This window comes from Streptomyces sp. NPDC046881 (assembly GCF_040645015.1).
GTDB lineage: Bacteria > Actinomycetota > Actinomycetes > Streptomycetales > Streptomycetaceae > Streptomyces.
Map to the genome: position 1 here is coordinate 1 of NZ_JBEYXJ010000076.1, position 26,708 is coordinate 26,708.

At 72.5% G+C, this 26,708-nt stretch carries 22 protein-coding genes; 11 read left to right on the forward strand and 11 right to left on the reverse strand.

Translation table 11 applies throughout. The annotated features are described in order from the left end of the window. From ABZ923_RS28725 to ABZ923_RS28735, 3 genes are all read left to right on the forward strand, one after another. A partial coding sequence (locus ABZ923_RS28725; protein ID WP_361476946.1) for a TetR/AcrR family transcriptional regulator occupies positions 1-616 on the forward strand: 616 nt, incomplete at its 5' end. Between the two features lie 4 nt (positions 617-620). Beyond that, entirely contained in the window at positions 621-923 is a 303-nt protein-coding gene (locus ABZ923_RS28730; protein WP_361476948.1) for a hypothetical protein, read from the forward strand. A gap of 112 nt (positions 924-1,035) precedes the next feature. Beyond that, positions 1,036-2,076, forward strand: a complete 1,041-nt coding sequence (locus ABZ923_RS28735) for a C40 family peptidase (RefSeq protein WP_361476950.1) — start codon at positions 1,036-1,038, stop codon at positions 2,074-2,076. A gap of 89 nt (positions 2,077-2,165) precedes the next feature. Here the strand turns inward: ABZ923_RS28735 and ABZ923_RS28740 are convergent, their stop codons facing one another. Further along, positions 2,166-2,669, reverse strand: a complete 504-nt coding sequence (locus tag ABZ923_RS28740) for a hypothetical protein (protein ID WP_361476952.1) — start codon at positions 2,667-2,669, stop codon at positions 2,166-2,168. Between the two features lie 275 nt (positions 2,670-2,944). Here ABZ923_RS28740 and ABZ923_RS28745 point away from each other — a divergent pair, with 275 nt between their 5' ends. Further along, positions 2,945-3,739, forward strand: coding sequence for an oxidoreductase (locus tag ABZ923_RS28745; RefSeq protein WP_361476953.1), 795 nt, complete (start codon positions 2,945-2,947; stop codon positions 3,737-3,739). Positions 3,740-3,917: 178 nt separating this feature from the next. Here ABZ923_RS28745 and ABZ923_RS28750 read toward each other — a convergent pair whose 3' ends face one another. The 5 genes from ABZ923_RS28750 to ABZ923_RS28770 are packed head-to-tail and all read right to left on the reverse strand — an operon-like array spanning position 3,918 to position 9,522. Further along, positions 3,918-5,171: a styrene monooxygenase/indole monooxygenase family protein gene (locus tag ABZ923_RS28750; RefSeq protein ID WP_361476955.1), complete on the reverse strand. Its 1,254-nt coding sequence runs from the start codon at positions 5,169-5,171 to the stop codon at positions 3,918-3,920. A 41-nt stretch (positions 5,172-5,212) separates the two neighbouring features. After that, the gene (locus tag ABZ923_RS28755) at positions 5,213-5,863 is read right to left on the reverse strand and encodes an ATP/GTP-binding protein (protein ID WP_361476957.1); all 651 of its coding nucleotides are present in this window, start codon (positions 5,861-5,863) and stop codon (positions 5,213-5,215) included. Beyond that, positions 5,844-6,251 (reverse strand): DUF742 domain-containing protein, encoded by a 408-nt coding sequence (locus ABZ923_RS28760; protein ID WP_361476959.1) that lies wholly within the window; start codon positions 6,249-6,251, stop codon positions 5,844-5,846. The genes ABZ923_RS28755 and ABZ923_RS28760 overlap by 20 nt, the downstream gene beginning before the upstream one ends. Next, on the reverse strand, positions 6,248-6,745 hold the full coding sequence (locus ABZ923_RS28765; protein ID WP_361476961.1) for a roadblock/LC7 domain-containing protein: 498 nt from the start codon (positions 6,743-6,745) through the stop codon (positions 6,248-6,250). Before ABZ923_RS28765 ends, ABZ923_RS28760 begins: the two co-directional genes overlap by 4 nt. After that, on the reverse strand, positions 6,742-9,522 hold the full coding sequence (locus tag ABZ923_RS28770; protein ID WP_361476963.1) for a nitrate- and nitrite sensing domain-containing protein: 2,781 nt from the start codon (positions 9,520-9,522) through the stop codon (positions 6,742-6,744). Before ABZ923_RS28770 ends, ABZ923_RS28765 begins: the two co-directional genes overlap by 4 nt. Positions 9,523-9,906: 384 nt before the next feature. Here ABZ923_RS28770 and ABZ923_RS28775 point away from each other — a divergent pair, with 384 nt between their 5' ends. After that, on the forward strand, positions 9,907-10,695 hold the full coding sequence (locus ABZ923_RS28775; protein ID WP_361476965.1) for a protein phosphatase 2C domain-containing protein: 789 nt from the start codon (positions 9,907-9,909) through the stop codon (positions 10,693-10,695). Between the two features lie 34 nt (positions 10,696-10,729). Here the strand turns inward: ABZ923_RS28775 and ABZ923_RS28780 are convergent, their stop codons facing one another. After that, a complete protein-coding gene (locus tag ABZ923_RS28780; RefSeq protein WP_361476967.1) occupies positions 10,730-11,221 on the reverse strand; it encodes a MarR family transcriptional regulator in 492 nt (163 codons plus the stop codon). 246 nt (positions 11,222-11,467) lie between these two features. On the opposite strand from ABZ923_RS28780, the gene ABZ923_RS28785 reads away from it, so the two are divergent. Then, a complete protein-coding gene (locus tag ABZ923_RS28785; protein ID WP_361476969.1) occupies positions 11,468-12,292 on the forward strand; it encodes a lysozyme in 825 nt (274 codons plus the stop codon). Positions 12,293-12,414: 122 nt separating this feature from the next. Beyond that, positions 12,415-14,763: a SpoIIE family protein phosphatase gene (locus tag ABZ923_RS28790; RefSeq protein WP_361476972.1), complete on the forward strand. Its 2,349-nt coding sequence runs from the start codon at positions 12,415-12,417 to the stop codon at positions 14,761-14,763. A 63-nt stretch (positions 14,764-14,826) separates the two neighbouring features. On the opposite strand, the gene ABZ923_RS28795 is transcribed toward ABZ923_RS28790, so the two are convergent. From ABZ923_RS28795 to ABZ923_RS28810, 4 genes are all read right to left on the reverse strand, one after another. Further along, entirely contained in the window at positions 14,827-15,111 is a 285-nt protein-coding gene (locus ABZ923_RS28795) for a hypothetical protein (protein ID WP_361476975.1), read from the reverse strand. A 148-nt stretch (positions 15,112-15,259) separates the two neighbouring features. Continuing rightward, a complete protein-coding gene (locus ABZ923_RS28800; protein WP_361476978.1) occupies positions 15,260-16,255 on the reverse strand; it encodes a serine/threonine-protein kinase in 996 nt (331 codons plus the stop codon). Positions 16,256-16,373: 118 nt separating this feature from the next. Next, the gene (gene lon, locus ABZ923_RS28805) at positions 16,374-18,794 is read right to left on the reverse strand and encodes an endopeptidase La (RefSeq protein WP_361476981.1); all 2,421 of its coding nucleotides are present in this window, start codon (positions 18,792-18,794) and stop codon (positions 16,374-16,376) included. 103 nt (positions 18,795-18,897) lie between these two features. Further along, positions 18,898-19,590: a rhomboid-like protein gene (locus ABZ923_RS28810; RefSeq protein ID WP_361477041.1), complete on the reverse strand. Its 693-nt coding sequence runs from the start codon at positions 19,588-19,590 to the stop codon at positions 18,898-18,900. A 287-nt stretch (positions 19,591-19,877) separates the two neighbouring features. On the opposite strand from ABZ923_RS28810, the gene ABZ923_RS28815 reads away from it, so the two are divergent. The 4 genes from ABZ923_RS28815 (at position 19,878) to ABZ923_RS28830 (ending at position 26,680) form a co-directional block, all read left to right on the forward strand. Further along, on the forward strand, positions 19,878-20,555 hold the full coding sequence (locus tag ABZ923_RS28815) for a spermidine synthase (protein WP_361476984.1): 678 nt from the start codon (positions 19,878-19,880) through the stop codon (positions 20,553-20,555). Between the two features lie 112 nt (positions 20,556-20,667). Continuing rightward, positions 20,668-21,408 carry a response regulator transcription factor gene (locus tag ABZ923_RS28820; RefSeq protein WP_358643944.1) on the forward strand — a complete coding sequence of 247 codons (741 nt, stop codon included), beginning with the start codon at positions 20,668-20,670 and terminating at the stop codon, positions 21,406-21,408. After that, positions 21,405-22,529: a HAMP domain-containing sensor histidine kinase gene (locus ABZ923_RS28825; RefSeq protein ID WP_361476987.1), complete on the forward strand. Its 1,125-nt coding sequence runs from the start codon at positions 21,405-21,407 to the stop codon at positions 22,527-22,529. The genes ABZ923_RS28820 and ABZ923_RS28825 overlap by 4 nt, the downstream gene beginning before the upstream one ends. A gap of 299 nt (positions 22,530-22,828) precedes the next feature. Next, positions 22,829-26,680, forward strand: coding sequence for a multifunctional oxoglutarate decarboxylase/oxoglutarate dehydrogenase thiamine pyrophosphate-binding subunit/dihydrolipoyllysine-residue succinyltransferase subunit (locus tag ABZ923_RS28830; protein ID WP_361476990.1), 3,852 nt, complete (start codon positions 22,829-22,831; stop codon positions 26,678-26,680). The last annotated feature ends 28 nt before the right edge of the window (positions 26,681-26,708 follow it).

A 26,708-nucleotide genomic window follows, 5' to 3' on the forward strand; every position in this document is an offset into this window, starting at 1 on the left:
CGAGGAGCGGCGCAGCCAGCTCCTCGACGCCGCCCTGGGCCTCTTTGCGCACCGCGCCCCCGAGGACGTCTCGCTGGACGACGTGGCGGAGGCGGCCGGGGTCTCGCGGCCGCTGGTGTACCGGTACTTCCCCGGCGGCAAGCAGCAGCTGTACGAGGCCGCGCTGCGCTCCGCCGCCGAGGAGCTCCAGCACTGCTTCGACGAGCCCCGCGAGGGGGCGCTGCTGCCCCGCCTGTCCCGCGTCCTGGACCGCTACCTGGCCTTCGTGGACGAGCACGACACCGGGTTCAGCGCGCTGCTCCAGGGCGGCAGCGTGGTGGAGACCTCCCGCACCAGCGCCCTCGTGGACGGGGTGCGCCGGTCCGCCGCCGAGCACATCTACCAGCACCTCGGCATCGCCGGTCCGGGCCCCCGGCTGCGCATGACGGTGCGGATGTGGATCACGGCCGTGGAGGCGGCCTCCCTGATGTGGCTGGACGAGGACAAGCAGCCCCCGGCCGCGGAGCTGCGCGACTGGCTGGTGGAGCAGTTCGTGGCCGTCCTCACGGTCACCGCGGGCCGGGACCCGCAGACCGCCGGGCTCGTCGGCGCGCTCGCCGGGGATGACCGAGACTGAGCTTGTGAAGAGCCAGGACACCCCCTTCGAGGGCGGCCCCATGGACGGGCGCGTGCTGCCCGTCCTGCTCGGCCCCACCGGGCACCCCCCGAAGACGTACCGCATCCCCGTCCCCGACCCGGCCGGCGGCCCGCCCACGGTGCTGGTCTACCGCCGGGTGCCGCGCGGGCACAGCCGGCGGCTCGGGCTGCTCCAGGGATGGAAGTACACGTACGACCCGGACGACAGGTCCGGCGGAAGGCTCCGCTGGCCCTGGTCGAAACCGGACGCCACGCCGTCCGGCAAGCCGGATGACGCGAACGGGTGATTCCGCTGCGCCGAACCGCCCAGGCTTCCCCCATCCCCCGCACCGACACGTCTGATTATCGGGTTGCGACGGGAGGCGGAGATTCCGCTCTCCCCGCCCCGGAGGTGATGACGTGTCAGCAAGGCTTCTGCGTCTGGCCGGTACGGCCGCGGTGGCGGCCCAGGCCGTCCTCGCGCCCGCACCCGCCGTGGCCGCACCGGAACCGCAGCGGTCGGTGGCCGAGCTGCTGACGGACCTTCAGCAGCTGTACCGGCGGACCGAACAGGCCACCGAGACCTACAACGCCACGACGGAGCAGCTGGAGCGGCAGCGCGCCGTGGTCGCCCGGCTCGACGGTGAACTGGCCCGGGCCCGGCTGGCGTTGCAGGACAGCCGGACCGACGCCGGGCGCCTGGCCCGGCAGCAGTACCAGAGCAGCGGCGGCCTCGGTCCGTACGTGCGGCTGCTCCTCGCGCCCGACCCGCAGCACGCGCTGGACGAGGGCCATGTCATCGGCGAGCTGGCCCGCGCACGGGCCCGTACGGTGGGCCGGCTGGCCGCGGCCGAGAAGCGCAAGGACGCGCTGGCCCGCGCGGCCCGCAAGGCCCTCGACACCCAGCTGGGCCTGGCCGCCCGGCAGAAGACGCAGCGCGACGACGTCCGGACCCGGCTGGCCGGCGTGGAACGCCTGCTGGCCGGCCTCACCCCCCAGCAGCTCGCCGCCATCGCCCGCCTCGAACAGCAGGGGGTCGCCGAGGCCCAGCGCACTCTGACCACCGCGGGCGCCCTCCCCGCCGACCGCGCCGCCTCACCGGCGGGCGACCGCGCGGTCCGCTACGCCCTGGACCAGCTCGGCAAGCCGTACGCCTGGGGGGCGCAGGGCCCGCAGGCGTACGACTGCTCGGGCCTCACCTCGGACGCCTGGTCCCACGCGGGAACCCCGATCCCGCGCACCAGCCAGGAGCAGTGGGAGCGGTTGCGGCGGGTGCCGTTGAAGGAGCTGCGGCCGGGCGACCTGGTCGTGTACTTCCCCGAGGCGACGCACGTGGCGATGTACGTGGGCGAGGGCAAGGTCGTCCAGGCGCCGAGACCGGGCGGGAAGGTCACGGTCTCCCCGATCGCCGGCTACCCGATCCTCGGCGCGGTACGTCCCGGTCCGGCGCAACGCGGCTAGGGTCAGGTCCTTCTGCCGGATCAGGCCGGCCCCCATCGGCCGCACCACCTGGCCGACCCGCGACACCGGCCGGATCCGGCAGAGAGGCCCTAGCCCGCGCAGAACTTCTTCGCCGCCGCGGCCGCGCCGTCCGCGAAGCCGTTGCGGAAGTTGTCGTTGACCGGCACGCGCTTGAGGTCCTGGACGTCGCAGTCGTTCTTCATGGCCGCGTACCCCGCCTTGTAGCCCGCCGCGTACTGCTGCTGGGCGTTCCTGCGCGCCCCCTGCTCGGCGGTGCCGCACCTGACCTCGGGGCCGCCGGCCTGCCGGGCGGTGACGGTGCCGGCGGCATGGCTGATCGTCGCGGAGAAGGCGCCACCCGCGTCGGTCCGCACAGTGCCCTCGGCTCCGTGGGCGGACTCGATGAACACGGCCTTGTCCGGCGTGAAATCCTCGCCGACGACCTCCAGGTGCATCGGGCCGTCGGCCCGCGAGACACCGCAGGTGGGCGACGCCGCCGCGGCCGGCGCGGCGGCGAGCGCCACCGTCCCCGCCGTCAACGCCGACACCGCCAGGGGGGTCAGCACCGCCAGGCGTACGCGTCGACCCTTCATGGGAACTCCTACGTGGCTCGTCCCCCTTCCGGCCCCTGCCCTCCAGCGTCTCCCCACCGGTGAGAGGTGTCAAAAGGGGGACGGCTCCCGCCAGGCCCCGGCCTCGAAGACCACGATCCCTCGCCTCATTTGGGCTGCGCCCGCAGCGTGCGCAAACTCCGGTGACTGATCTCCGCGGCTTGACACGAGGCTGGGACCAGCTGCCCGGCTGAGCCGGTGGCGCCGGTTCTGCCTACCCTCGATACAGGGGGTGACCAACCCGGAAAAGGACCGCCATGGACCTCCAGCTCAAGGACAGGGTCGCCGTCGTCACCGGAGGGAGCAAGGGCATCGGCCTCGCCATCGCCGATGCGTTCGCCCGTGAAAGCGCACACGTCATCGTCGGCAGCCGGAGCATTACTCCCGAGCTCGAAGGGCTCCACGAGAAGTACGGCGTCACCGCGGTCCCGGTCGACTTGTCCACCGCGGACGGACCGGGCGCACTCGTCCGACACGCGGTGGACCAGTACGGCAGGGTCGACGTCCTGGTCAACAATGTGGGTACCGCGACGCCCCGTCCGAGCTTCCTGGACGTCGACGACGCCGAGTGGCAACGGATCTTCGGCATGACCCTGTTCAGCGCGGTCCGGGCCAGCCGCGCTGCGCTTCCTCACCTGCTGGTCGTGGACGGGGGTTCCATCATCAACATCAGCTCCATCAACGCGCGTCTACCCTTCCCCGTGGTCGTGGACTACTCCGCGGCCAAGGCCGCGCTGAGCAGCCTGACCAAGTCGCTGTCCGAGGAGTTCGCACCGCGAGGCGTCCGGGTCAACGCGATCGCCCCGGGGCCGGTTCGCACTCCCTTCTGGACCGCGCCGGGCGGCTTCGCCGAGGCCACGGCGGCCCAGGCCGGCACCACCGCGCAGGAAGCCATCGATGCAGTCGTGCCGCAGAGCATGGGCATCTCCACAGGACGAGTCACCGAAGCTCACGAAGTCGCCGATCTGGCTCTCTTCCTCGCCTCCCCGCTCGCCGGCAACATCACAGGAGCCGAGTTCACCATCGACGGCGGCCAGGTCAAGACATTGTGATCTCTTGCCCCTCACCGTCAGCGACGTCACGCCCATAGTTCGCGTCGAGGGGCTGAACGCCAGGAACGCCAGCGGCCCCGGAGAACTGTCTCCGGGGCCGTCTGTGGGCCGTGCGAGGGCGGCCGGCGTCGACCGACACCGACAGACGGCGACGGTCGGAGGCCAGGTCGGGCGCCCGTCAGGCCCCGGTGACCGAGCCCAGGTAGGCGGCCGTCTTCTCGGGGTCGTAGAAGAAGTCCTCGAAGTCGGCCGGGTTGTCGAAGGCGTTGGCGAATCGATCCGCCACCGGCTGCAGCTGGCCGGCCGCGCCGATGAGGTTCAGCACGTGCTCCGGCGGCGGCGCCAGCATGGCGTTGGTCCACTTGGTGACGTGCTGCGCGGTGGCCCAGTACCGGTCGAAGGTCTGCCGCATCCACTCCTCGTCGAACGGCTGGTCCCCGCGCTCCAGGATCGACGCCAGGTACGCGGCCGCGCACTTGGCCGCCGAGTTGGAACCCTGCCCGGTGATCGGGTCGTTGGCGACGACCACGTCGGCCACGCCCAGCACCAGGCCGCCGCCGGGCAGCCGGCCGACGGGGTTGCGGACGGTCGGGGCGTACCGGCCGGCCAGCGTGCCGCCGGCGTCGGTCAGCTCGACCTTCGTGGCCCGCGCGTACTCCCAGGGCGTGAACTTCTCCATGAGTTCCAGGGTCAGGGAGAGGTGCTCCGCCGGGTCCTTGACGCCGTTGAAGACGTCGAGCGGGCCGCCGGGTATGCCCTCCCAGAACAGGATGTCGGCCCGGCCGGAGGTGGTCAGGGTCGGCATCACGAACAGCTCGCCGACGCCGGGGACCAGGTTGCAGCGGACCGCGTCGAACTCCGGGTGCTCCGGGCGCGGGCCGAGCCCGTGGACGTACGCCACGGCCAGTGCCCGCTGCGGCTCGCTGTACGGGGAGCGCTCCGGGTCGCGGGCGAACATCGACACCAGCTCGCCCTTGCCGGCCGCGACCAGGACGAGGTCGTAGGCGCGGGAGAAGTAGTCCAGGTCGCCGACGGCCGCGCCGTGGATGACCAGCTGGCCGCCGCGCTGCGCGAAGGTCTCCATCCAGCCGGCCATCTTCACCCGCTGGTCCACCGACTGCGCGTACCCGTCGAGCCTGCCCACCCAGTCGATCGCCCGCTGGGTGGGGCCCGGGTCGTGCGAGCCGGGGGCGGCGACCGAGACGCCGAGCCCCTGGATCTTCGGGGCCTGGGACTCCCAGAAGTTCAGCTGGAGGTCGCGCTCGTGCTGCAGCGCCGTGTCGAACATGCACTGGGTGGACATGACCCGGCCCGAGCGGATCTCGTCCGCGGTCCGGTTCGACATCAGGGTGACCTCGTAGCCGTGCGACTGCAGGCCGAGGGCGAGCTGGAGGCCGGACTGGCCGGCTCCGACGACGAGTATCTTCCGCATGCGGGTGGTGTCTCCTACGGGGGCTGGGGACGGTTCCTGGACTACTCGGGAGTTTCGTCCAGCGCGTGGGCCACGAGGGCCAGGAGGGTCTCGATCACCGAGATCCGCCGCCGCGCGTCCATGATCATGACAGGGATGTGCGCGGGTATCGTCAGCGCTTCCCTGACGTCCTCCGGCTCGAACCGCTCGCTGCCGTCGAAGTGGTTGACCGCGACGACGTACGGCAGCCCGCAGCTCTCGAAGTAGTCCAGCGCGGGAAAACAGTCCTTCAGGCGGCGGGTGTCGGCCAGGACGACGGCGCCGATCGCGCCGCGCACCAGGTCGTCCCACATGAACCAGAACCGCTGCTGGCCCGGCGTGCCGAACAGGTAGAGCACCAGGTCGTCGTCGAGCGTGATGCGGCCGAAGTCCATGGCCACGGTGGTGGTGAGCTTGCCCGGTGTGGCCGACAGGTCGTCGGTGCCCTCGCTGGCCTCGGTCATCAGCGCCTCGGTCTGCAGGGGCGTGATCTCCGAGACGGAGGTGACCAGGGTGGTCTTGCCGACGCCGAAGCCGCCCGCCACCACGATCTTCGTCGCGACGGGGGCGCGTGTTCGGTCCGTCTGCCAGGACTTCAGGTCCTCGTCCGCGGTGAAGGCGGCGAGGGGGGTGCCCCCGAAGGAGGCGGTGGCGTCAGAGACGGCGGAGTCCACTCAGCACCCTTTCCAGCAGAGCGCGGTCCGGGCGGCCGGTGCCGTGACCGGTTCCGGTGCCGTACACACGGATCTTTCCCTGGTCCGCGAGGTCGCTCAGGAGCACGCGGACCACGCCGAGCGGCATCTTCAGCAGCGCGGCGATCTCGGCCACCGTGCGCATACGGCGGCACAGTTCGACGATGGCCCGCATCTCCGGCATGACCCGGGTGGCGAGCGAGCCGTTCGTCAGTTCCCTGCGCTCCTCGGGGGCCTCCAGCGCGGCCACGAACGTCTCCACGAGGAGGACGTGGCCGAAGCGGGTACGGCCGCCGGTGAGCGAGTAGGGGCGGACGCGCGCGGGTTTGCGTTCGCCGCCCCGGACGGGCAGTTTCGGTGTGCCGCTCATCGGGCGCTCCCCGTCGACTCGGCCTCCAGGGACTTGCGCAGTTCGCTGCGCAGTTCGGGCGTCAGCACGTGGCCGGCGCGGCCGACGAAGAGCGCCATGTGGTACGCCACGACGCTCATGTCGCACTCGGCGGAACCGTGGACGCCGAGCAGCGAGCCGTCGCTGATCGACATCACGAACAGGCTGCCCTCCTCCATCGCGACCATCGTGTGCCGGACCGCGCCGGAGTCCATCAGCTTGGCGGCTCCGACGGTGAGGCTGCCGATGCCGGAGACGATGGTGGCGAGGTCGGCGGCGGAGCCCCGGGGGCCCTTCGCCGGGCGGGCCTGGCGGGACTGCTCGGTGTGACCCGGGTCGGACGAGAGCAGCAGCAGGCCGTCGGACGAGACCACGGCGACGGACTGGATGCCGGGTACTTCCTCGACCAGGTTGGTCAGCAGCCAGTGCAGGTTTCGGGCTTCACTGCTCAGTCCGTAGGTAGTGGGCGCGGTCAACTGCTTGCCTCCTCGGCTGTGCCCCCCGTGGCTTCTTCGGCGTGTGCGTGGCTGGTCGGCCGCTTGGTGCCGGCCGTCTGTTCGGCGATCTCCGCCTCCACGTCGCGGTAGCCGGCCTGGGCGCCGCGGCGGAAGCCGCCGAGCCTGCGGCGCAGGGCCTCCGCGTCCACGGACGTGCTGCGCTGGCGGGGCGGGGCGGTTGGTGCGGTGATCTTCGGTGTGCGCTTGGGGAGGCCCTTGCTGGTGAGCCGCTCCTCCGCCTCGGCCTCGGCCTCGCCCTCGGCAGTGTCGGTGTCGTCGGCGGCGGGTGCCGGGGCGTGCGGACGGTCCGCCTCCGCGGGCGCCCGATCCACCGGTGCGTCCGGGAGGAGGAGTTCCATCGTCGTCTCGGCGTGGGTCTCCGCCGGTGCCTTCGGACGGGTCTCCGTGTCCTCGGCGGGCTGGGCGGCCTGCTCGTGGGCCTCCTCGGGTGACGGTTCCGGTGCCTGCTCCGACGGCTGTTCCGGTCCCTGTTCCGACTGCTGTTCCGGTGCCTCCTCGGCGGCCTCCCGTACCGCCTGTTCCGCCAGCGTGACCAGGGGGTCCTGGTGCTTGCGGGCGGGCAGGACGTTGGAGTTGGCCTCCGCGTCGGCGCCGGGGAGGGTGAAGGTGCCGGGGGCGCCGGGGGCCGTCCGGGGCGGGAGGGCGGCGGGCGGGGCCTCGACGAGCAGGCCAGCCGGGAGCACCACCACCGCCGCGATGCCGCCCTGCTTCTGTTCGCGCAGCTGGACGCGGACGCCGTGGCGGTGGGCGAGGCGCGCGACGACGTACAGGCCGAGGCCGAGACCGTCCTCGCCCTCCTGGTCGTAGAGGGACTCGGGGTCGAAGTCGGCGAGGCGGGCGTTGAGGCGGGCCAGGCGGTCCTCCGCCACGCCGATGCCCTCGTCCTGCACCGACAGCATGACCTCGCCCGACTCCAGCAGCCAGCCGGAGACCTCGACCGGCAGGTCCGGCGGGGAGAACGCGGTGGCGTTCTCCATCAGTTCGGCCAGCAGGTGGGAGAGGTCGTCGGCGGCGAAGCCGGCCACGTGCGCGTGCGGCGGCAGGGCGGCGATGCGGACCCGCTCGTACCGTTCGATCTCGCTGACCGCCGCCCGGACCACGTCGACCAGCGGCACCGGGCCGGGGTGCTGCTGGACGTGCTCGGTACCGGCGAGGACCAGGAGGTTCTCGCTGTGCCGGCGCATGACCGTGGCGAAGTGGTCCAGCTTGAACAGGGTGGCGAGGCGCTCGGGATCCTGTTCCCGGTCCTCCAGGCCCTCGATGACCGCCAGCTGGCGCTCGACCAGGCCCAGGGTGCGCAGGGCCAGGTTGACGAAGGTGGTGCCGATGCTGGTGCGCAGCCGCTCCAGCTGGGCGGCGGAGTCGGCGAGTTCGGCGCGCAGTTCCTCGCGGGCGTCGGCCATCTTCTGGCGCTGGCCGACCAGGTGCTTGCGGTCGGTCTCCAGGGTGGCCACGCGCTCGTGCAGCGCGACGGCGTGGGCGTGCAGGGCGTTGACCGAGCGGACCACCTGGGCGAACTCGTCGTTGCGGCCCGTGAAGGCGATCGGCTCCTGGCCGGCCGGGTCCTCGGCCTCGGCGAGGCGGGCCGAGCCGCGGCGCAGCACCGACAGGGGGCGGGTCAGGCTGCGGGCCATGCCGGTGGCGACACCGACCGCGACCAGCATCAGCACGCCGAGGACGGCGATCCGGATCTCCAGGGCGGTGACGTCGTCGTCCCGGAGGTGGGCGAGGTCCTTGGTGCGGTGGTCGTAGAGCGCGGACTCGGCGCCGCGCATCAGGTCGACGCGGGCGGACAGGGCCGCGTCCAGCTTCTTGGTGCTGGTGGTCAGCTCGCTGTCGGCCAGGGTGGGCTGGTCGGTGAGCGCGGACAGGTACTTGTCCGCCGAGTTGACCTCGGGGCCGGTGACCGTGGAGTCGTAGGAGTCGACGGCGGCCTTGGGCGCGGTCTCGCGGAAGCCGGCGAGGGCCGCGTCGGCGCGCAGCCGGGCCTGCTGGGCCGCGGCGGTGAGCGCGTCGCGCTGCTTGCGCTCCGTGTCGGTGCTGGTGGCGGACGTGCTGGGCAGGCCCGTGGTGGGGTCGATCACCGTCTGGGTGCGGGACGGGACGTTCAGCGCGGCCAGCAGCAGGCCGCGGGCGGCGGCGGACTGCTGGACGGCCGAGTCCAGTTCGGCCAGGGCGTGCGTGCCGGAGCCGGCCCGCGGGGGCAGCTGCTCGGCCAGCTGCTCGGCGAGCCGGTGCAGTTCGGTGATCGTCGCCGAGTAGGCCTGGTGGGTCCGCAGGGCGTCGGTCTTGCCGGTGAGGGCGGCCCGGCGCAGCGCGTCGATGCCGTCGAGGGCGGTGCGCAGGCGCGCCGGGGTGTCGGTGTCGGCGCGCAGCTCCTCCACCTGCCGGTCCACCCGGGCGCTGCGGTCCTCGGAGGGCGCCTTGGACTTGGGGCGGCCGGCCGCGACGTAGGAGGTGACCTCGTCGCGTTCGTCGGCGAGGGAGTGCGCGAGGGTGAGCGCGTCCTGGGTGCGGCCGGCGAGCGTCACCAGGTCCTGGGAGTCGCCGACGTCCTGGGAGGCGCTCAGCAGCGCGGGTGCGCCTGCCCCCGCGACGGCCGCGGCCACCACGGCGACGGCGACGATCAGCCGGGTACGCACATGGGTGGGGCGGCCGGAGCCCACGGGGGTCTGGGGAACGGTCCCCTCGGGGGCCGTCTGCCTGCCTGTGCGCCGAGGCCGCTTCTTCTGCACCGGTGCTCGCATTCCTGAACTCGTCTACCCAGGGGCCCGGGTGGCGCCCCGTCAGCTCGGTGCCAAGTGGTGCGTACACCCGGTTCGTACGGTTCCCGACCCTCCCAGTGCCGGTGGGCAGTGGTCGCGCATCACCTGACCCGCCACCCGAAGGAGTGAACATCGGAGGGGAGTTGGCGGGCAAGTTCCCGTGGCGTGTGCGGGGGTCTTGCGCGGCGGGCCGGTTGGACGCGCGCGGCAGGCTTTGGCAGTATTCGCCGCCACGCCTTCCCGGAGTGGATCATTCTCGCCCAAACCAGGCGCCTGACCTGCGAGGCCGCGGGAATGCGCCGGTCCTTGCCAGCCTTTGGGGCATGGTGTGAAGGCCTCGTGCAGACTGGCTGGATGCGCACTGATCTCGTTTCGGAACCCGGCGACGCGACCCGCCCCAACGAGGACTTCGCCGGTGTCGGACTACCCGCCTCCGGACAGGGAGGTTGCGTGATCGTCCTGGACGGAGTCACTCCGCCCGGCGGCGGGACGGGCTGTCTGCATTCCGTTCCCTGGTTCACCGCGCGACTGGGCGGTGCGCTGACCGAACTGACCGTTTCCGACCGAGATCTGACGCTCTCGGAGATTCTCGCGCGGGCGATCGGGCGCACCGCCCGGGCCCACGCGGACACCTGTGACCTTTCTCACCCGCGGACCCCTCAGGCAACCGTCGTCCTCGCCCGCTGGTCCGCCGCCGAGGTCGAGTACCTGGTGCTGTCCGACTCGGTGCTGCTGGTACGGGGGCCCGACGGCGCGGTCAGCCCGGTGCTGGACGACCGGCTGGCCCGGCTGCCCCGCGCCGCGCTCGCCACCGACGCCCTGGTCGACGCGCACCTGCGCAACAAGGAGGGCGGCTTCTTCACGGCCGCCGCCGACCCGGCCGTGGCCGCCCGGGCGGTCACCGGCGTGCTGCCCCGGCGCGAGGTCCGGGCGCTGGCCGCGCTGACGGACGGCGCGACGCGCTGGACGGAGAAGTTCCGCGAGGGCGACTGGACGGCGCTGTTCGACGTGGTCGCGAAGGAGGGCGCCCGGTCGCTGGTGGAGCGGGTACGGGAGCTGGAGGCGGCGGACCGGGAGGAGCGGGCGTTCCTGGGGCGGAGCAAGACGCACGACGACGCGACGGTGGTGTACGCGGAGCTGTGAGGCCGGGGCGCCGTGACGGGGTCCGCCACGGCGTTCACTTGGCCATGACGCCGTTCAGCTCGTGGAGCAGCCGGGCCAGCTCGGCCACCTCGCTGCGGTCCCAGTGGGCGAGCTGGCGGACGTAGCGGGCGCGGCGGGCCTCGCGGACCGTGCCGACGCGGCGGCGGCCCTCCTCGGTGAGGGTGACGAGCCAGGCGCGGCCGTCGGCGGGGTCGGGTTCCCGGGCGATCAGGCCCAGCTCCTCCAGGGCGCGCAGCTGGCGGGACATGGTGGCCTTGCCGACGCCGATGTAGGCGGCGAGTGCCGTGGCCCGCTGGCCGCCCAGTTCGTCCAGCCGGATGAGCAGGCCGTAGGCGGAGGACTCCAGGTCGGGGTGGACCTCCCGGGCCATCTCGCCCTGGTTGGCGCGGGCGCGCCGGAGCAGCACGGTCAACTCGCGTTCCAGCGCCAGGAATTCCTGGTCTGCACCACTGGGTGTCAGCTGGCCGGCGACGCCGTTGGCGCCGCCGTTTCCGTCCTCGTGCACGTCAGCACCCCTGATCGGTTTCGCGGTGGTGAAAGTTTCTGTCAAAAGTCGTCATTGCCGCAGCTCTGTAAGTATTTCGCAGGCGTAGACCAACGGCGTCGTCCGGACCCTCTTCCCACGCCGTATCTACGTGCGTAGCTTCTTTACCACGTCGTTACTGGCATGCCCACGCCAGTGGACGGCGTTCCGCGCCACGAGCCCCCCACACCGCTCCCTCCTCCCCCACTCCACTCCCCGGAGGCACGCATGCCCGTGCGCAGACCCGGCTCCTTCCGCCCGCGCCCCCTCTCCGTCCTCCTCACGGCGCTGCTCGCGGCGCTCTTCCTCGGCCTCCCGCTCACCTCCGCCCGGGCCGCGGGCACGCCCGCCCGCGGCTCCGCCTCCATGGGCATGGGCGTCCTCGCCCACGACGGCCGGGACGGCACGCCCAGCACCGGCGACGCCACCCAGACCGAGGGCGTCGACGTCTCCGCCCACCAGGGCAACGTCGCCTGGTCGACGCTGTGGGGCAGCGGGGTGCGCTGGGCGTACACGAAGGCCACGGAAGGCACGTACTACACGAACCCCTACTTCGCCCAGCAGTACAACGGCTCCTACAACGTCGGCATGATCCGCGGCTCGTACCACTTCGCCACCCCGGACACCACCAGCGGCGCCACCCAGGCCAACTACTTCGTGGACCACGGCGGCGGCTGGTCCCGGGACGGCAAGACCCTGCCCGGCGCCCTGGACATCGAGTGGAACCCGTACGGCGCCGCCTGCTACGGCAAGACCGCGAGCCAGATGACCGGCTGGATCGCCGACTTCGTCAACACCTACAAGGCCCGCACCGGCCGGTATCCGGTGATCTACACGGCCACCAGCTGGTGGACCCAGTGCACCGGCAACTACGGCGGCTTCGCGGCGAACAACCCGCTGTGGATCGCCCGCTACGCCTCCGATCCGGGGACGCTGCCGGCCGGGTGGTCGTACTACACGATGTGGCAGTACACCTCCTCCGGGCCGACCGTCGGCGACCACGACAAGTTCAACGGCGCGCTCGACCGGGTGCAGGCCCTGGCCCTCGGCTGAGGAGTCCCCGGTGGCCCGGGCCGGACGGGGCCACCGGGTCCGCCGCGCTGCGTTGGTGCTCCGCGCCGCCCGGGATCATGCTGGTCAGGAGAGCCTGCCGAGCAAGGGCGAGATGAGCGGCGATGGAGCGACAGTCGACGTACACGGCCACGGCCACCATCGATGAGCGGGGCATCCTGACCGGCTGGAGCGAGGGCGCGCGGCGGCTGCTCGGCTACGACTCGCCGGCGGTGCTCGGCCGGCCCGCCACCGGGCTGCTCGCCGGCGAGCACGCGGCGGTCCGGCGGGCGCTGACCGGCCGCACCCGCTGGAACGGCACCGTCCCGCTGCGCCACCGGGACGGCCGGCTGCTGGAACTGGACGTGCTCGCCCACCGCCGGACCTCGCCGGGCGGGACCACCGACTGGCTCGTGGTGAGCGCCGTGTCGGCCCGCGTCCAGCCGCCCCGCGGCGAACCGCTGGAGGAGTGGACGTTCCTCCAGTCCCCCTTTCCCCTGGCGATCTTCGACGCGGAGCTGCGTCTGGTGCGCGCCAACCGCCGGCTGGAGCACGCCCTCGCCCTGCCCGAGGCGGCGATGCGCGGGCTGGGCCTCGCCCACATCGTGCCGGGGGCCGCGAGCGAGGAGGCCGACCGGGCGATGCGGCTGGCGCTGGAGTCCGGCCGGCCGCAGGAGGCGCCGGGCCGGCTCGGTGCGGACCTCGGCCGGACCACCGTCCTCACCCCGCTGAAGGACGCCGACGGCCGGGTCCGGGCCGTCTGCCTGTCCGTGCCGTCCCAGGAGACCGCCGCCCCGCCGCGCCCCCCGGACGAGGCCGGCCCGCCCGCCGGGACACTCGGCGACCAGGCCCGTGCCGCGCAGGAGCTGGGCGAGGTCACCGTCCCCCGGCTGGCCGACGTCATGGCGGTCGACCTGCTCGACTCCCCGCGGACCACCGGCGAGGCCGCCGCCCCGGAGCAGGTCGTCCTGCGCCGGGCCGCCCTGCGCGCGGTCCCGGACGGCGACCGGCCGGGCCAGGGCACCGGCGTCGGCCAGACCGTCGTCTGCCCGGCCGGCTCACCGGCCGCCCGCTGCCTGGCGTCGGCCCGGCCGCAGCTGTACGACACGGCGGACCCGGACATCGCCGAGTGGGCGGCGCTGGACCCGGGCGCCGCGTGGCTGCGCGCGTCCGGCGCACGCTCCCTGCTGGCGGTGCCGCTGCTCGCGCCGGGCGGCACCCTCGGCGTCGCCCTGTTCGGCCGGCTCCCGGAGCGGGGGCCCTTCGGCCCGGAGGAGCTGCGGCTCGCCGAGGAGTTCGCCGCGAAGGCGGCCACCGGCATCGAGCAGGCCCACGGCTACCCCCGGTCCCGCACCACCACCATGGCCCTGCAGCGCAGCCTGCTGCCGCACACCCTGCCCGAGCAGGGCGCGCTGGAGATCGCCACCCGCTATCTGCCGGCCGCGACCCGGGCCGGCGTGGGCGGCGACTGGTTCGACGTGATCCCGCTGTCCGGGGCGCGGGTGGCGCTCGTGGTGGGCGATGTGGTGGGCCACGGGATCCGGGCCTCCGCCACCATGGGCCGGCTGCGCACGGCGGTGCGCACCCTGGCCGACGTCGACCTGCCGGCCGACGAGCTGCTCACCCACCTGGACGACCTGGTGCTGCGGCTGGCCGCCGACGAGGGCAGCGCCGACCCGGGTGCCGACACCGCCGGCGGCATCGGCACCACCTGCCTGTACGCCGTCTACGACCCGGTCTCGCGCCGGTGCTCGGTGGCCCGGGCCGGGCATCCGCCGCCCGCGGTGGTGAGCCCGGACGGCACCGTCCGCTTCCTCGACGTGCCCGCGGGGCCGCCGCTCGGGCTCGGCGGGCTGCCCTTCGAGGCGCTGGAGGCGGAACTCCCCGAGGGCAGCCTGCTGGCGCTGTACACCGACGGGCTGCTGGAGGCCCGTGACCACGACATCGACGAGGCCCTGGACAAGATGTTCGCCGCGCTCGGCCGCCCGGCGCAGTCCCTGGAGTCGGTGTGCGACCGGGTCCTGACCGAGCTGCTCAGCCACCGCCCCGACGACGACATCGCCCTGCTGGTGGCCCGTACCCGGGCGTTGCACGAGGACCTGGTCGCCTCCTGGCAGCTGGACGACCAGCCCACCGTGGTGGCGCTGGCCCGCCGGTACGCCACCCAGCAACTGTCCGCCTGGGGCCTGGAGGAGGCCGCGTTCACCACCGAGCTGATGGTCAGCGAGCTGGTCACCAACGCCATCCGCTACGGCCGCCCGCCCATCCGGCTCCGGCTGATCCACCACGGCACCAAGCTGATCAGCGAGGTCTACGACTCCAGCGGCACCACCCCGCACATGCGCCGGGCCCGGATCTTCGACGAGGGCGGCCGGGGCCTGCTGCTGGTCGCCCAGCTCGCCCAGCGCTGGGGCACCCGGCACGACCGGGTCGGCAAGACGGTGTGGGCGGAGCAGTCGCTGACCGCGCTGTGACCCGCCCCGCCCCGCCGTGGGCGGCGGGGCGGGGCGGGGCGCTGCGAGCGGGGCCGCGTGACCCTAGTCGTCCCAGTCGTCGGAGTAGATCCACTTGCAGACGTACTCGTGGTACCCGTGATGCCACCAGCAGTAGTAGTACTTGTGGTGATGGTCGTGGTGGTGGTCGTGGTCGTGGTGTGCCGGGGCCTGGGCGACCGTCGGCGTCCGCTGCGCGGGGGCCGCGCTCGCGGAGACGGCCGGCAGCATCACACCGGCGGCCACCGCACCGGCCGAGACGGCGAGCGCGGCCAGCCGTACGCCCCGCTTCGAGCGGCGGTTGCCGAGGTTCTCGTCGGTCTGCTTCATGGCTTTCTCCTCCTGGTGTCGCGGGGCCTTGTCGGTGTCCGGTGGTTCCGGTGCGGCCCGTGCTTCCAGTAGGCCGCAGCGGCACGGAGGGGGCATGTTCCGAGGACTCGGGACTTGACGGAGGAACCCGGCGCAGGAGAATGCGCCGCTAGCGGGGCGCCCGGAGCACGGGGCCGGCCCAGCCGGGCGGCTCCGGCGGAGGCCCGGATGCCCCGGCCGGGCCCGCCCGCAGGTCCGCGGGCAGCGGCACCGGCGCCGGCGCGGGGTCGCGGGGGCCGGCCTCGACGACGGCACCGCGCAGGGCCGCCACGAACTCCAGGCAGGTGCCGTAGCGGTCGTCGGGGATCTTCGCCAGGGCCCGGTGCAGCACCTGGTCCACGCCGGCCGGGATGTCCGGCCGCTCCTCGCTCACCGCGGGCGGCGGGTCGTACTGGTGGGCCCAGAGCAGCTCCAGCTGGTCCGTCCGGCGGAAGGGCGGGGCGCCCACCAGGGTCTCGTGGACCACACAGGCGAGGCTGTACTGGTCGGACCGGCCGTCCACCGGGCGGCCGGCGATCCGCTCGGGCGCCACGTAGTCCAGCGTGCCGACGAACTCGCCCGCCGTGGTGAACCCGGTGAGCGACAGCGACTTCTTCGCCAGACCGAAGTCGGTGAGGTAGACGTGCTCGGGGTGGTCGCTGTCGACGCCCTTGGCGACCAGCACGTTGCCCGGTTTGACGTCCCGGTGCACCAGGTCGCGGGCGTGGGCCGCGTCGAGCGCGGAGGCCAGCTGGGCGGCGATGCGCAGCACGGCCGGCACCGGGAGCGGGCCCTCGCGGTCGAGCAGGGCGCGCAGGTCGAGGCCGCAGACGAAGCACATGGCGATGTACAGGACCCCGTCGGCCTCGCCGGCCTCGAAGACGGGCACGATGTTGGGGTGGTCGATGGCGGCGGCCACCCGGGACTCCTGGGCGAAGCGGCTGCGGAAGGCCTCGTTCCGGGTGTACTCGGGGGCGAGCAGCTTCAGTGCCACCGTGCGGCCCAGGCGCAGGTCCTTGGCGCAGTAGACGACGGCCATGCCGCCGCGGCCGAGTTCGCGCTCCACCCGGTAGCCCGCGATCTCGGCCCCGATCAGGCCGGAGGCGTGCTCGGAAGGCCGACTCACGCCTGAATTCTACCGATTGATCCCTTTCCGGGCGCACGGCGGAGGCCCGGGCCTCCCTCACGGGACCGGGCCTCGCCCTACCGTGCCCGCGGGCGCAGTCCGCCGCAGGACACGGTCGTCACGCCGCGACCGGAACCTCCGGCGCCGCCTCGCTCGTGGCGGGCGCGAGCGCCAGCTCCAGGACCTGGCGGACGTCGGTCACGGCGTGTACGTCCAGCTTGTCCAGCACCTCGGCCGGGACGTCGTCCAGGTCGGGCTCGTTGCGCTTGGGGATGATCACGGTGGTCACCCCGGCGCGGTGGGCGGCCAGCAGCTTCTGCTTCACCCCGCCGATCGGCAGCACCCGGCCGGTCAGCGAGACCTCGCCGGTCATGGCGACGTCCGTGCGGACCAGGCGGCCGGAGAGCAGCGAGGCGAGGGCCGTGGTCATCGTGATGCCCGCGCTCGGGCCGTCCTTCGGCACCGCGCCCGCCGGGAAGTGGATGTGCACGCCCCGGTCCTTCAGGTCGGCCACCGGCAGCTCCAGTTCGGCGCCGTGGCTGCGCAGGAAGCTCAGCGCGATCTGCGCCGACTCCTTCATCACGTCGCCCAGCTGCCCGGTGAGGGTGAGCCCCGCCGCGCCCGTCTCCGGGTCGGCCAGGGACGCCTCCACGAAGAGCACGTCACCGCCGGCGCCGGTGACCGCGAGACCGGTCGCCACACCGGGCACGGCCGTACGGCGCTCGGCCGGGTCCTGGGCGGACTCGGGCACGTGGTGCGGCCGGCCGATCAGGGCGCGCAGATCGCCGTCGGTGACGGTGAACGGCAGCTCCCGCTCGCCCAGTTCGTGCTGGGCGGCGACCTTCCGCAGCAGTCGCGCGATGGACCGCTCCAGGGTGCGCACGCCCGCCTCGCGGGTGTACTCGCCGGCGAGCTTGCGCAGCGCGCTCTCGTCGAGCGTGACCTCGTCCTTGTCCAGACCGGCCCGCTCCAGCTGGCGCGGGAGCAGGTGGTCGCGGGCGATGACGACCTTCTCGTCCTCGGTGTAGCCGTCCAGGCGGACGATCTCCATACGGTCGGCGAGCGCCTCCGGGATCGCCTCCAGGACGTTGGCGGTGGCGAGGAAGACCACGTCGGACAGGTCCAGCTCGACCTCCAGGTAGTGGTCCCGGAAGGTGTGGTTCTGCGCCGGGTCGAGCACTTCCAGGAGGGCGGCGGCCGGGTCGCCCCGGAAGTCCGAGCCCACCTTGTCGATCTCGTCCAGCAGGACCACCGGGTTCATCGACCCGGCTTCCTTGATCGCGCGCACGATCCGGCCGGGCAGCGCGCCGACGTACGTACGGCGGTGACCGCGGATCTCGGCCTCGTCGCGGACGCCGCCGAGGGCGACGCGGACGAACTTGCGGCCCATGGCGTGGGCGACACTCTCCCCCAAGCTGGTCTTTCCGACACCAGGGGGACCAACCAGGGCAAGTACGGCACCGCCGCGCCGGCCGCCGATGACACCGAGCCCGCGGTCGGTGCGCCGCTTGCGCACGGCCAGGTACTCGGTGATGCGCTCCTTCACGTCCTCCAGGCCCGCGTGCTCGGCGTCGAGGGTGGCCTTGGCGCCCTGGATGTCGTACGCGTCCTCGGTCCGCTCGTTCCACGGCATCTCCAGGACGGTGTCCAGCCAGGTGCGGATCCAGGAGCCCTCGGGCGACTGGTCGGAGGCGCGCTCCAGCTTGTCGACCTCCTTGAGGGCGGCCTCGCGGACCTTCTCCGGCAGGTCGGCGGCCTCGACGCGGGCACGGTAGTCGTCGGACTCCTCGCCCTCCTTCTCGCCGTTCAGCTCGCGCAGTTCCTTGCGGACGGCCTCCAGCTGGCGGCGCAGCAGGAACTCGCGCTGCTGCTTGTCGACGCCTTCCTGGACGTCCTTGGCGATGGTCTCGGCCACGTCCTGCTCCGCGAGGTGGTCGCGCAGCTGCTGCGTGGCGAGCCTGAGCCGGGCCACCGGGTCGGCGGTCTCCAGCAGTTCGACCTTCTGCTCGGTGGTCAGGAACGGCGAGTAGCCGGAGTTGTCGGCCAGCGCCGACACGTCGTCGATGGCCTGGACGCGGTCCACGACCTGCCAGGCGCCGCGCTTCTTCAGCCAGGTGGTGGCGAGCGCCTTGTACTCCTTGACCAGCTCGGCGACCTGGCCCGGCAGCGGCTCCGGGACGTCCTCCGCGACGCGGGCGCCCTCGACCCAGAGCGCGGCGCCCGGGCCGGTGGTGCCGGCGCCGATGCGCACCCGGCTCCGGCCGCGGATCAGGGCCCCGGGGTCACCGTCGGCCAGCCGGCCGACCTGCTCCACCGTGCCGAGGACGCCGGTCTTGGCGTACGTGCCGTCGATGCGCGGCACCAGCAGCACCTTGGGCTTGCCGGGCTCCGAGCGGGCGGCGGCCTGCGCGGCCTCCACCGCGGCCCGCACCTCGGCGTCGCTCAGGTCCAGCGGAACCACCATCCCGGGCAGCACGACCTCGTCGTCGAGCGGCAGCACGGGCAGGGTCAGCGTGAACGCCGGTGACTCAGCAGCCATGATCTCCCCTTAGGCAGTCAACTTGAGCTATGCCGACTCAATGTTCCAGCGGGCCGGAATGTTCCCCAGGGGATGTTCGCTGTGAGCGATCTTTGGGGGCCCTTCAGGCCGGGCGGCGCCCGCGCCGGAGCCATGGCCATGCCGACACGCCTATGGCCAGGGCGATCACATGGCCCCAGTCGGTCAGCGGGTCGCGGTAGGCGAGGAGGTCGGACAGCAGGACCCCGGCCGTGACGGTCAGGACGGCCCGGCCGAGCCAGGGGCGCAGCAGGCCCGCCAGGGCGCCGGTGCCGGCGGCCACGCCGAAGCTGATGCCGTAGTCGAGGCGGTGCAGCGAGGTGGCGGGCAGGTGGCCGGCGAGGACGGCGAGGCCCACCGGGACCTCGGTGGCGAGGGTGGCCAGGACGTGCCCGGCCAGGAAGACGCAGGCGGCCCGCACCCCGCCCGCCCGCCGCTCCAGCGCGCCCAGCACCAGCACGAACAGGGCCGCGTACGGCGAGACGATCCCGCCCGCGATCCACAGCGCGCTCGCCACCAGCACCAGCACGGGCGTGCGGACCAGGTGGGCCACGTCCGTGCTGGAGCCCTGGTGGAGCGTGTGCACCAGGGCGGGGTCGGCCAGGGCCGCGACCAGGGAGGTGAGGGCCAGGACGGCCGCGTAGGCGAAGGTGAACGGGGTGCCGGCCGGGGTGGGCAGCAGGCGGGACAGGCGCCGCGGGCGGGACAGCGGGAGGGGCGGCGGGGCGGGAACGGCGGCGGGGGGCGGGGCCGGCGTACCGGGGCGCTGGCGGGGCATGCCGTCCAGCAGGCCGCCGAGCACCGGGGGCGGGACGGCGGCCGTACCGTCCGGGAGGGAGGCGTCCGGCGCCGGGCCCGTCGTGACGCGATCCACGCTGAGACGCTCCTTCCGTCCCGCCCCACCCTTCGTCCTCGGCGGGCCGCTGTCTATGACCGGCGCCACGCGCGAGCGGATTCACGGCAACCTCTCACCCGCCGGCCGCGTCCGGGCCCGGCCGCACCACACGTACGGGCGTCATCCGTAATTGCCGTGAACGTCGGGCCCCGTTCCAGCAGGATGGGCTCATGACTGCCGTGTACGACACTCCCGTGGTCCTGGACCGGCGCGACGGCCCGTACGGCGAAGTGGTGCTGCGCCGGCACGGTGCGCTGCTGCAGATCATCGCCAACGGCTGTTTCCTGATGGACACCTCCGACGGCCGCTCGGAGCGGCTGCTGGTCGACGCGGCCCGCGCGGCGCTGGACGGCCGGCCGGCGCCGGGACTGCTGCTCGGCGGGCTGGGCGTGGGGTTCTCGCTCGCCCACGCGGCCGCCGACCCCCACTGGGGACGGATCACCGTGGTGGAGCGGGAGCCCGCCGTCATCGACTGGCACCGGGACGGCCCGCTGGCCGAGGTGTCGGCGGGCGCGCTGGCCGACCCGCGGACCTCGGTCGTGGAAGCGGATCTCGTGGCGTACGTCAATGAGACATCTCACACGTTCGACGCGCTGTGCCTCGACATCGACAACGGCCCCGGCTGGACCGTCACGGAGGGCAACGACAGCCTCTACGCGCCGGCCGGACTCGCCGCGTGCGCACGGGTGTTGAGGCCCGGTGGGGTGCTCGCGGTGTGGTCGGCCGAGCCCTCTCCGGAATTTGAAGGAAGCTTGCGGAATGCCGGGTTCCAGCAGGTGCGTACCGAAGAGGTGCCGGTTGCCCGGGGCGTTCCGGACGCCGTCCACCTCGGCGTCCGACCTGGATAGCGACAGCGCGGTGAGTCCCCGTAATGTGCTGCCCTGACGCGGATCATTCAAGCGTCAATCGCAGACATGGGATCACCCCACTGATTCCGGAAAGCAACAACAGGGGCGGGCGATGGAGCAGACACACACCTCCCAGAGCGGCGCGGCGACGACCACCCCGGGCGCACAGCGCCGGGTCCTGGTCGTCGAGGACGACCCCACGATCGTCGACGCCATCGCGGCCCGGCTCCGTGCCGAGGGATTTCTGGTGCAAACGGCGGCCGACGGTCCGGCCGCGGTCGACACGGCCGAGGCCTGGCAGCCCGACCTGCTGATCCTCGACATCATGCTGCCCGGCTTCGACGGGCTGGAGGTCTGCCGAAGGGTGCAGGCACAGCGTCCGGTGCCGGTGCTGATGCTCACCGCGCGGGACGACGAGACGGACATGCTGGTCGGGCTGGGCGTCGGCGCCGACGACTACATGACCAAGCCGTTCTCGATGCGGGAGCTGGCGGCACGCGTGCACGTGCTGCTGCGCCGGGTGGAGCGGGCCGCGCTGGCCGCCGCCACCCCCCGCTCCGGCATCCTGCGCCTCGGCGAACTGGAGATCGACCACGCGCAGCGCCGGGTGCGGGTGAAGTCCGAGGACGTCCACCTGACCCCCACCGAGTTCGACCTGCTGGTGTGCCTGGCGAACACCCCGCGCGCGGTGCTCTCCCGGGAGCAGCTGCTGGCCGAGGTCTGGGACTGGGCGGACGCCTCCGGCACCCGCACGGTGGACAGCCACATCAAGGCGCTGCGGCGGAAGATCGGCGCCGAGCGGATCCGCACCGTGCACGGGGTGGGGTACGCGCTGGAGACACCGAACCCGTGAGCACCGACGGGCGCCAGGCCGCACGGAGGAGCCCCGGGACCCTCGCCGAGGAACCCTGGGGCGGCGTACGCCCGTTCTCGATCAAGACCAAGCTGGGTGCGCTCGTCGTCATCGCGGTGCTCATCACCACCGGTCTGTCGATCGTCGCGGTGCACACCAAGACGGAGCTGCGCTTCATCACGGTCTTCTCGATGATCGCCACACTGCTCATCACGCAGTTCGTGGCCCATTCGCTCACCATGCCGCTGGACGAGATGAACGCGGTGGCCCGCTCCATCTCCCAGGGCGACTACACGCGCCGGGTGCTGGAGAACCGCCGGGACGAGCTCGGCGACCTGGCCCAGACGATCAACGTCATGGCCGACGAGCTGGAGGCCCAGGACAACCAGCGCAAGGAGCTGGTCGCGAACGTCTCGCACGAGCTGCGCACCCCGATCGCCGGGCTGCGCGCGGTGCTGGAGAACATCGTCGACGGGGTCACCGAGGCCGACCCGGAGACCATGCGGACGGCCCTGAAGCAGACCGAGCGGCTCGGCCGGCTGGTGGAGACCCTGCTGGACCTGTCCCGGCTCGACAACGGCGTCGTCCCGCTCAAGCTGCGCCGGTTCGAGGTGTGGCCGTACCTGTCGGGCGTGCTGAAGGAGGCCAACATGGTGGCCTCCGCGCGCGCGGGCATGGCCACCGGCTCCGGCAGCCACACGCGCACCGACGTCCATCTGCACCTCGACGTCTCCCCGCCGGAGCTGACCGCGCACGCGGACCCCGAGCGGATCCACCAGGTCGTCGCGAACCTGATCGACAACGCGGTCAAGCACAGCCCGCCGCACGGCCGGGTCACCGTACGGGCGCGGCGCGGGCCGCAGCCGGAGTCGCTGGAGCTGGAGGTCCTGGACGAGGGTCCCGGCATCCCCCGGTCCGAGTGGCACCGGGTGTTCGAACGGTTCAACCGGGGTGCCGTCACCCGGCCGCACGGTCCGGGCAGCGACGGCGGCACGGGGCTGGGGCTGGCGATCGCCCGGTGGGCGGTGGACCTGCACGGCGGCCGGATCGGGGTGGCCGAATCCGAGCGGGGCTGTCGGATCATCGTCACCCTTCCGGGACTGACTTCCGTGCCAAGTTGACGTAAAGTCCGAGCGGAACCTCAAGATCCACCTCGGCCGCCGCCGGTCAGCGCGGCCGGACACGTGTGATCAGGGCAGGCCCGGGCACCCGTCGAACGAAGACGCGCAGGGTCCGCCCCCGCGCACCCTCCCTCATGCGGAACCACGCTTGTTTCCCGCCATTTCAAGCCCTGAAACAAGATTCTTGATGTGACTTACGCGACGATGACCTTGCTCGACCTGACCTTCCCGGCCAGGGAGGCGTAGCCTTTATTCCCGCTGTCCATCACCTTGTGAAGCGGAAGAGGGCGGTTGCCGCCGTGTCGCCACAGTCCCCCAGTAACTCGAGCATCTCCACCGACGACCAAGCCGGGAAGAACCCCGCTGCCGCGTTCGGTCCGAACGAGTGGCTCGTCGACGAGATCTATCAGCAGTACCTCCAGGACCCGAATTCGGTAGACCGTGCCTGGTGGGACTTCTTCGCCGATTACAAGCCGGGTGCACCTGCCACCCCGGCTCCGGCGGGTACTGCGGCCGCGGGGGCCGCAGAGACCACCACGGCCCCGCAGGCGCAGCCCGCCGCGGCCCCGGCCCCCCAGGCCGCCGCCCCGGCTCCCGCGCAGCCCGCCGCGGCCCCCGCGGCGGCGCCGGCTCCGGCCCCCGCGGCGAAGGCCGCTCCCGCCCCGGCCAAGCCGGCGCAGCCCGCACAGGCGCCCGCTCAGCCCAAGGCGAAGTCCGGTGCAGGCACCGGCTCCACCGGAGCGGCTGGCGCCGCGCGATCGTCGGCGGCGCAGGCCCCCGACGGCCCGGAGCTGATCACGCTGCGCGGCCCGGCCGCCGCCGTCGCCAAGAACATGAACGCCTCCCTGGAGCTGCCGACCGCCACCTCGGTCCGCGCCGTCCCGGTGAAGCTGCTGTTCGACAACCGCATCGTCATCAACAACCACCTGAAGCGCGCCCGGGGCGGGAAGATCTCCTTCACGCACCTGATCGGCTTCGCGATGGTGCAGGCCATCAAGGCCATGCCGTCGATGAACTGGTCGTTCGGCGAGAAGGACGGCAAGCCGACCCTCGTCAAGCCGCCGCACGTCAACCTCGGCCTGGCCATCGACCTGGTCAAGCCGAACGGTGACCGCCAGCTCGTCGTGGCCGCCATCAAGAAGGCCGAGACGCTGAACTTCTTCGAGTTCTGGCAGGCCTACGAGGACATCGTCCGCCGCGCCCGTGACGGCAAGCTGACGATGGACGACTTCACCGGTGTCACGGTCTCGCTGACCAACCCCGGCGGCCTCGGCACCGTCCACTCCGTGCCGCGCCTGATGCCCGGCCAGTCGGTGATCATGGGCGTCGGTTCCATGGACTACCCCGCGGAGTTCCAGGGCACCAGCCAGGACACCCTGAACAAGCTCGGCATCTCCAAGGTCATGACGCTCACGTCGACCTACGACCACCGGGTCATCCAGGGCGCCGCCTCCGGCGAGTTCCTGCGCACCGTCGCGAACCTGCTGCTCGGCGAGAACGGCTTCTACGACGACATCTTCGAGGCCCTGCGGATCCCCTACGAGCCGGTCCGCTGGCTCAGGGACATCGACGCCAGCCACGACGACGACGTCACCAAGGCCGCCCGCGTCTTCGAGCTGATCCACTCCTACCGGGTCCGCGGCCACGTCATGGCCGACACCGACCCGCTGGAGTACAAGCAGCGCAAGCACCCCGACCTGGACATCACCGAGCACGGGCTCACGCTGTGGGACCTGGAGCGCGAGTTCGCCGTCGGCGGCTTCGCCGGCAAGTCGATGATGAAGCTGCGCGACATCCTCGGCGTGCTGCGCGACTCGTACTGCCGCACCACCGGCATCGAGTTCATGCACATCCAGGACCCCAAGCAGCGCAAGTGGATCCAGGACCGCGTGGAGCGCCCGCACTCCAAGATGGAGCGCGAGGAGCAGCTGCGCATCCTGCGCCGGCTGAACGCGGCGGAGGCCTTCGAGACCTTCCTGCAGACGAAGTACGTCGGCCAGAAGCGCTTCTCGCTGGAGGGCGGCGAGTCCGTCATCCCGCTGCTCGACGCGGTGATCGACTCCGCCGCCGAGTCCCGGCTGGACGAGGTCGTCATCGGCATGGCCCACCGCGGCCGCCTGAACGTCCTGGCGAACATCGTCGGCAAGTCGTACGCGCAGATCTTCCGCGAGTTCGAGGGCAACCTCGACCCGAAGTCGATGCACGGCTCCGGCGACGTGAAGTACCACCTGGGCGCCGAGGGCACCTTCACCGGCCTGGACGGCGAGCAGATCAAGGTCTCGCTGGCCGCCAACCCGTCCCACCTGGAGACGGTCGACCCGGTCATCGAGGGCATCGCCCGCGCCAAGCAGGACATCATCAACAAGGGCGGAACGGACTTCACGGTCCTGCCCGTCGCGCTGCACGGCGACGCGGCCTTCGCGGGCCAGGGCGTGGTGGCCGAGACCCTGAACATGTCGCAGCTGCGCGGCTACCGCACCGGCGGCACGGTCCACATCGTCATCAACAACCAGGTCGGCTTCACCGCGGCCCCCGAGTCCTCGCGTTCCTCCATGTACGCGACGGACGTGGCCCGCATGATCGAGGCCCCGATCTTCCACGTGAACGGCGACGACCCGGAGGCCGTGGTCCGCGTCGCGCGTCTGGCCTTCGAGTTCCGCCAGGCGTTCAACAAGGACGTGGTGATCGACCTCATCTGCTACCGCCGCCGCGGTCACAACGAGTCGGACAACCCGGCCTTCACCCAGCCGCTGATGTACGACCTGATCGACAAGAAGCGCTCGGTGCGCAAGCTCTACACCGAGTCCCTGATCGGTCGCGGCGACATCACCCTGGAAGAGGCCGAGCAGGCCCTGCAGGACTACCAGGGCCAGCTGGAGAAGGTCTTCACCGAGGTCCGCGAGGCCGTCACGACCCAGCCGGCCACCGGCCCGGTGTCGGACCCGCAGGCGGAGTTCCCGGTCGCCGTGAACACCGCGATCTCCTCCGAGGTCGTCAAGCGCATCGCCGAGTCCCAGGTCAACATCCCGGAAACCTTCCACGTGCACCCGCGTCTGCTGCCCCAGCTGCAGCGCCGGGCGACGATGGTCGAGGACGGCACGATCGACTGGGGCATGGGCGAGACCCTCGCGGTCGGCTCCCTGCTGCTGGAGGGCACCCCGGTCCGGCTGTCCGGCCAGGACTCCCAGCGCGGCACCTTCGGCCAGCGCCACGCGGTCCTCATCGACCGCGAGACGGGCGAGGAGTACACCCCGCTCCAGTACCTCGCCGAGGACCAGGCGCGGTACAACGTCTACAACTCCCTGCTGTCCGAGTACGCGGTCATGGGCTTCGAGTACGGCTACTCGCTGGCCCGCCCCGACGCGCTCGTGATGTGGGAGGCGCAGTTCGGCGACTTCGTCAACGGCGCCCAGACGGTGGTCGACGAGTACATCTCGGCCGCGGAGCAGAAGTGGGGCCAGACGTCCGGCGTCACCCTGCTCCTGCCGCACGGCTACGAGGGCCAGGGCCCGGACCACTCCTCGGCCCGGGTCGAGCGGTTCCTCCAGCTCTGCGCCCAGAACAACATGACGGTCGCCATGCCGACCCTGCCGTCGAACTACTTCCATCTCCTGCGGTGGCAGGTGCACAACCCGCACCACAAGCCGCTGGTGGTCTTCACCCCGAAGTCGATGCTCCGCCTGAAGGCCGCCGCGTCGAAGACGGAGGAGTTCACGTCGGGTCAGTTCCGTCCGGTCATCGGGGACACCACGGTGGACCCGGCCGCGGTCCGCAAGGTCGTGTTCGTGGCCGGCAAGCTGTACTACGACCTCGAGGCCGAGCGGCAGAAGCGGGGCGTGACGGACACCGCGATCATCCGCATCGAGCGGCTGTACCCGCTGCCGGGTGCCGAGCTCCAGGCGGAGGTCAACAAGTACCCGAACGCCGAGAAGTACCTGTGGGCGCAGGAGGAGCCGGCGAACCAGGGTGCCTGGCCGTTCATCGCGCTCAACCTGATCGACCACCTGGACCTGGCGGTCGGCGCCGACATCCCGGCCGGCGAGCGGCTGCGGCGCATCTCGCGCCCGCACTCCTCGTCGCCGGCGGTGGGCTCCGCGAAGCGCCACCAGGCGGAGCAGGAGCAGCTGGTCCGTGAGGTGTTCGAGGCGTAGGCCTCCGGCGGTTCGCCAGATGTGAGGG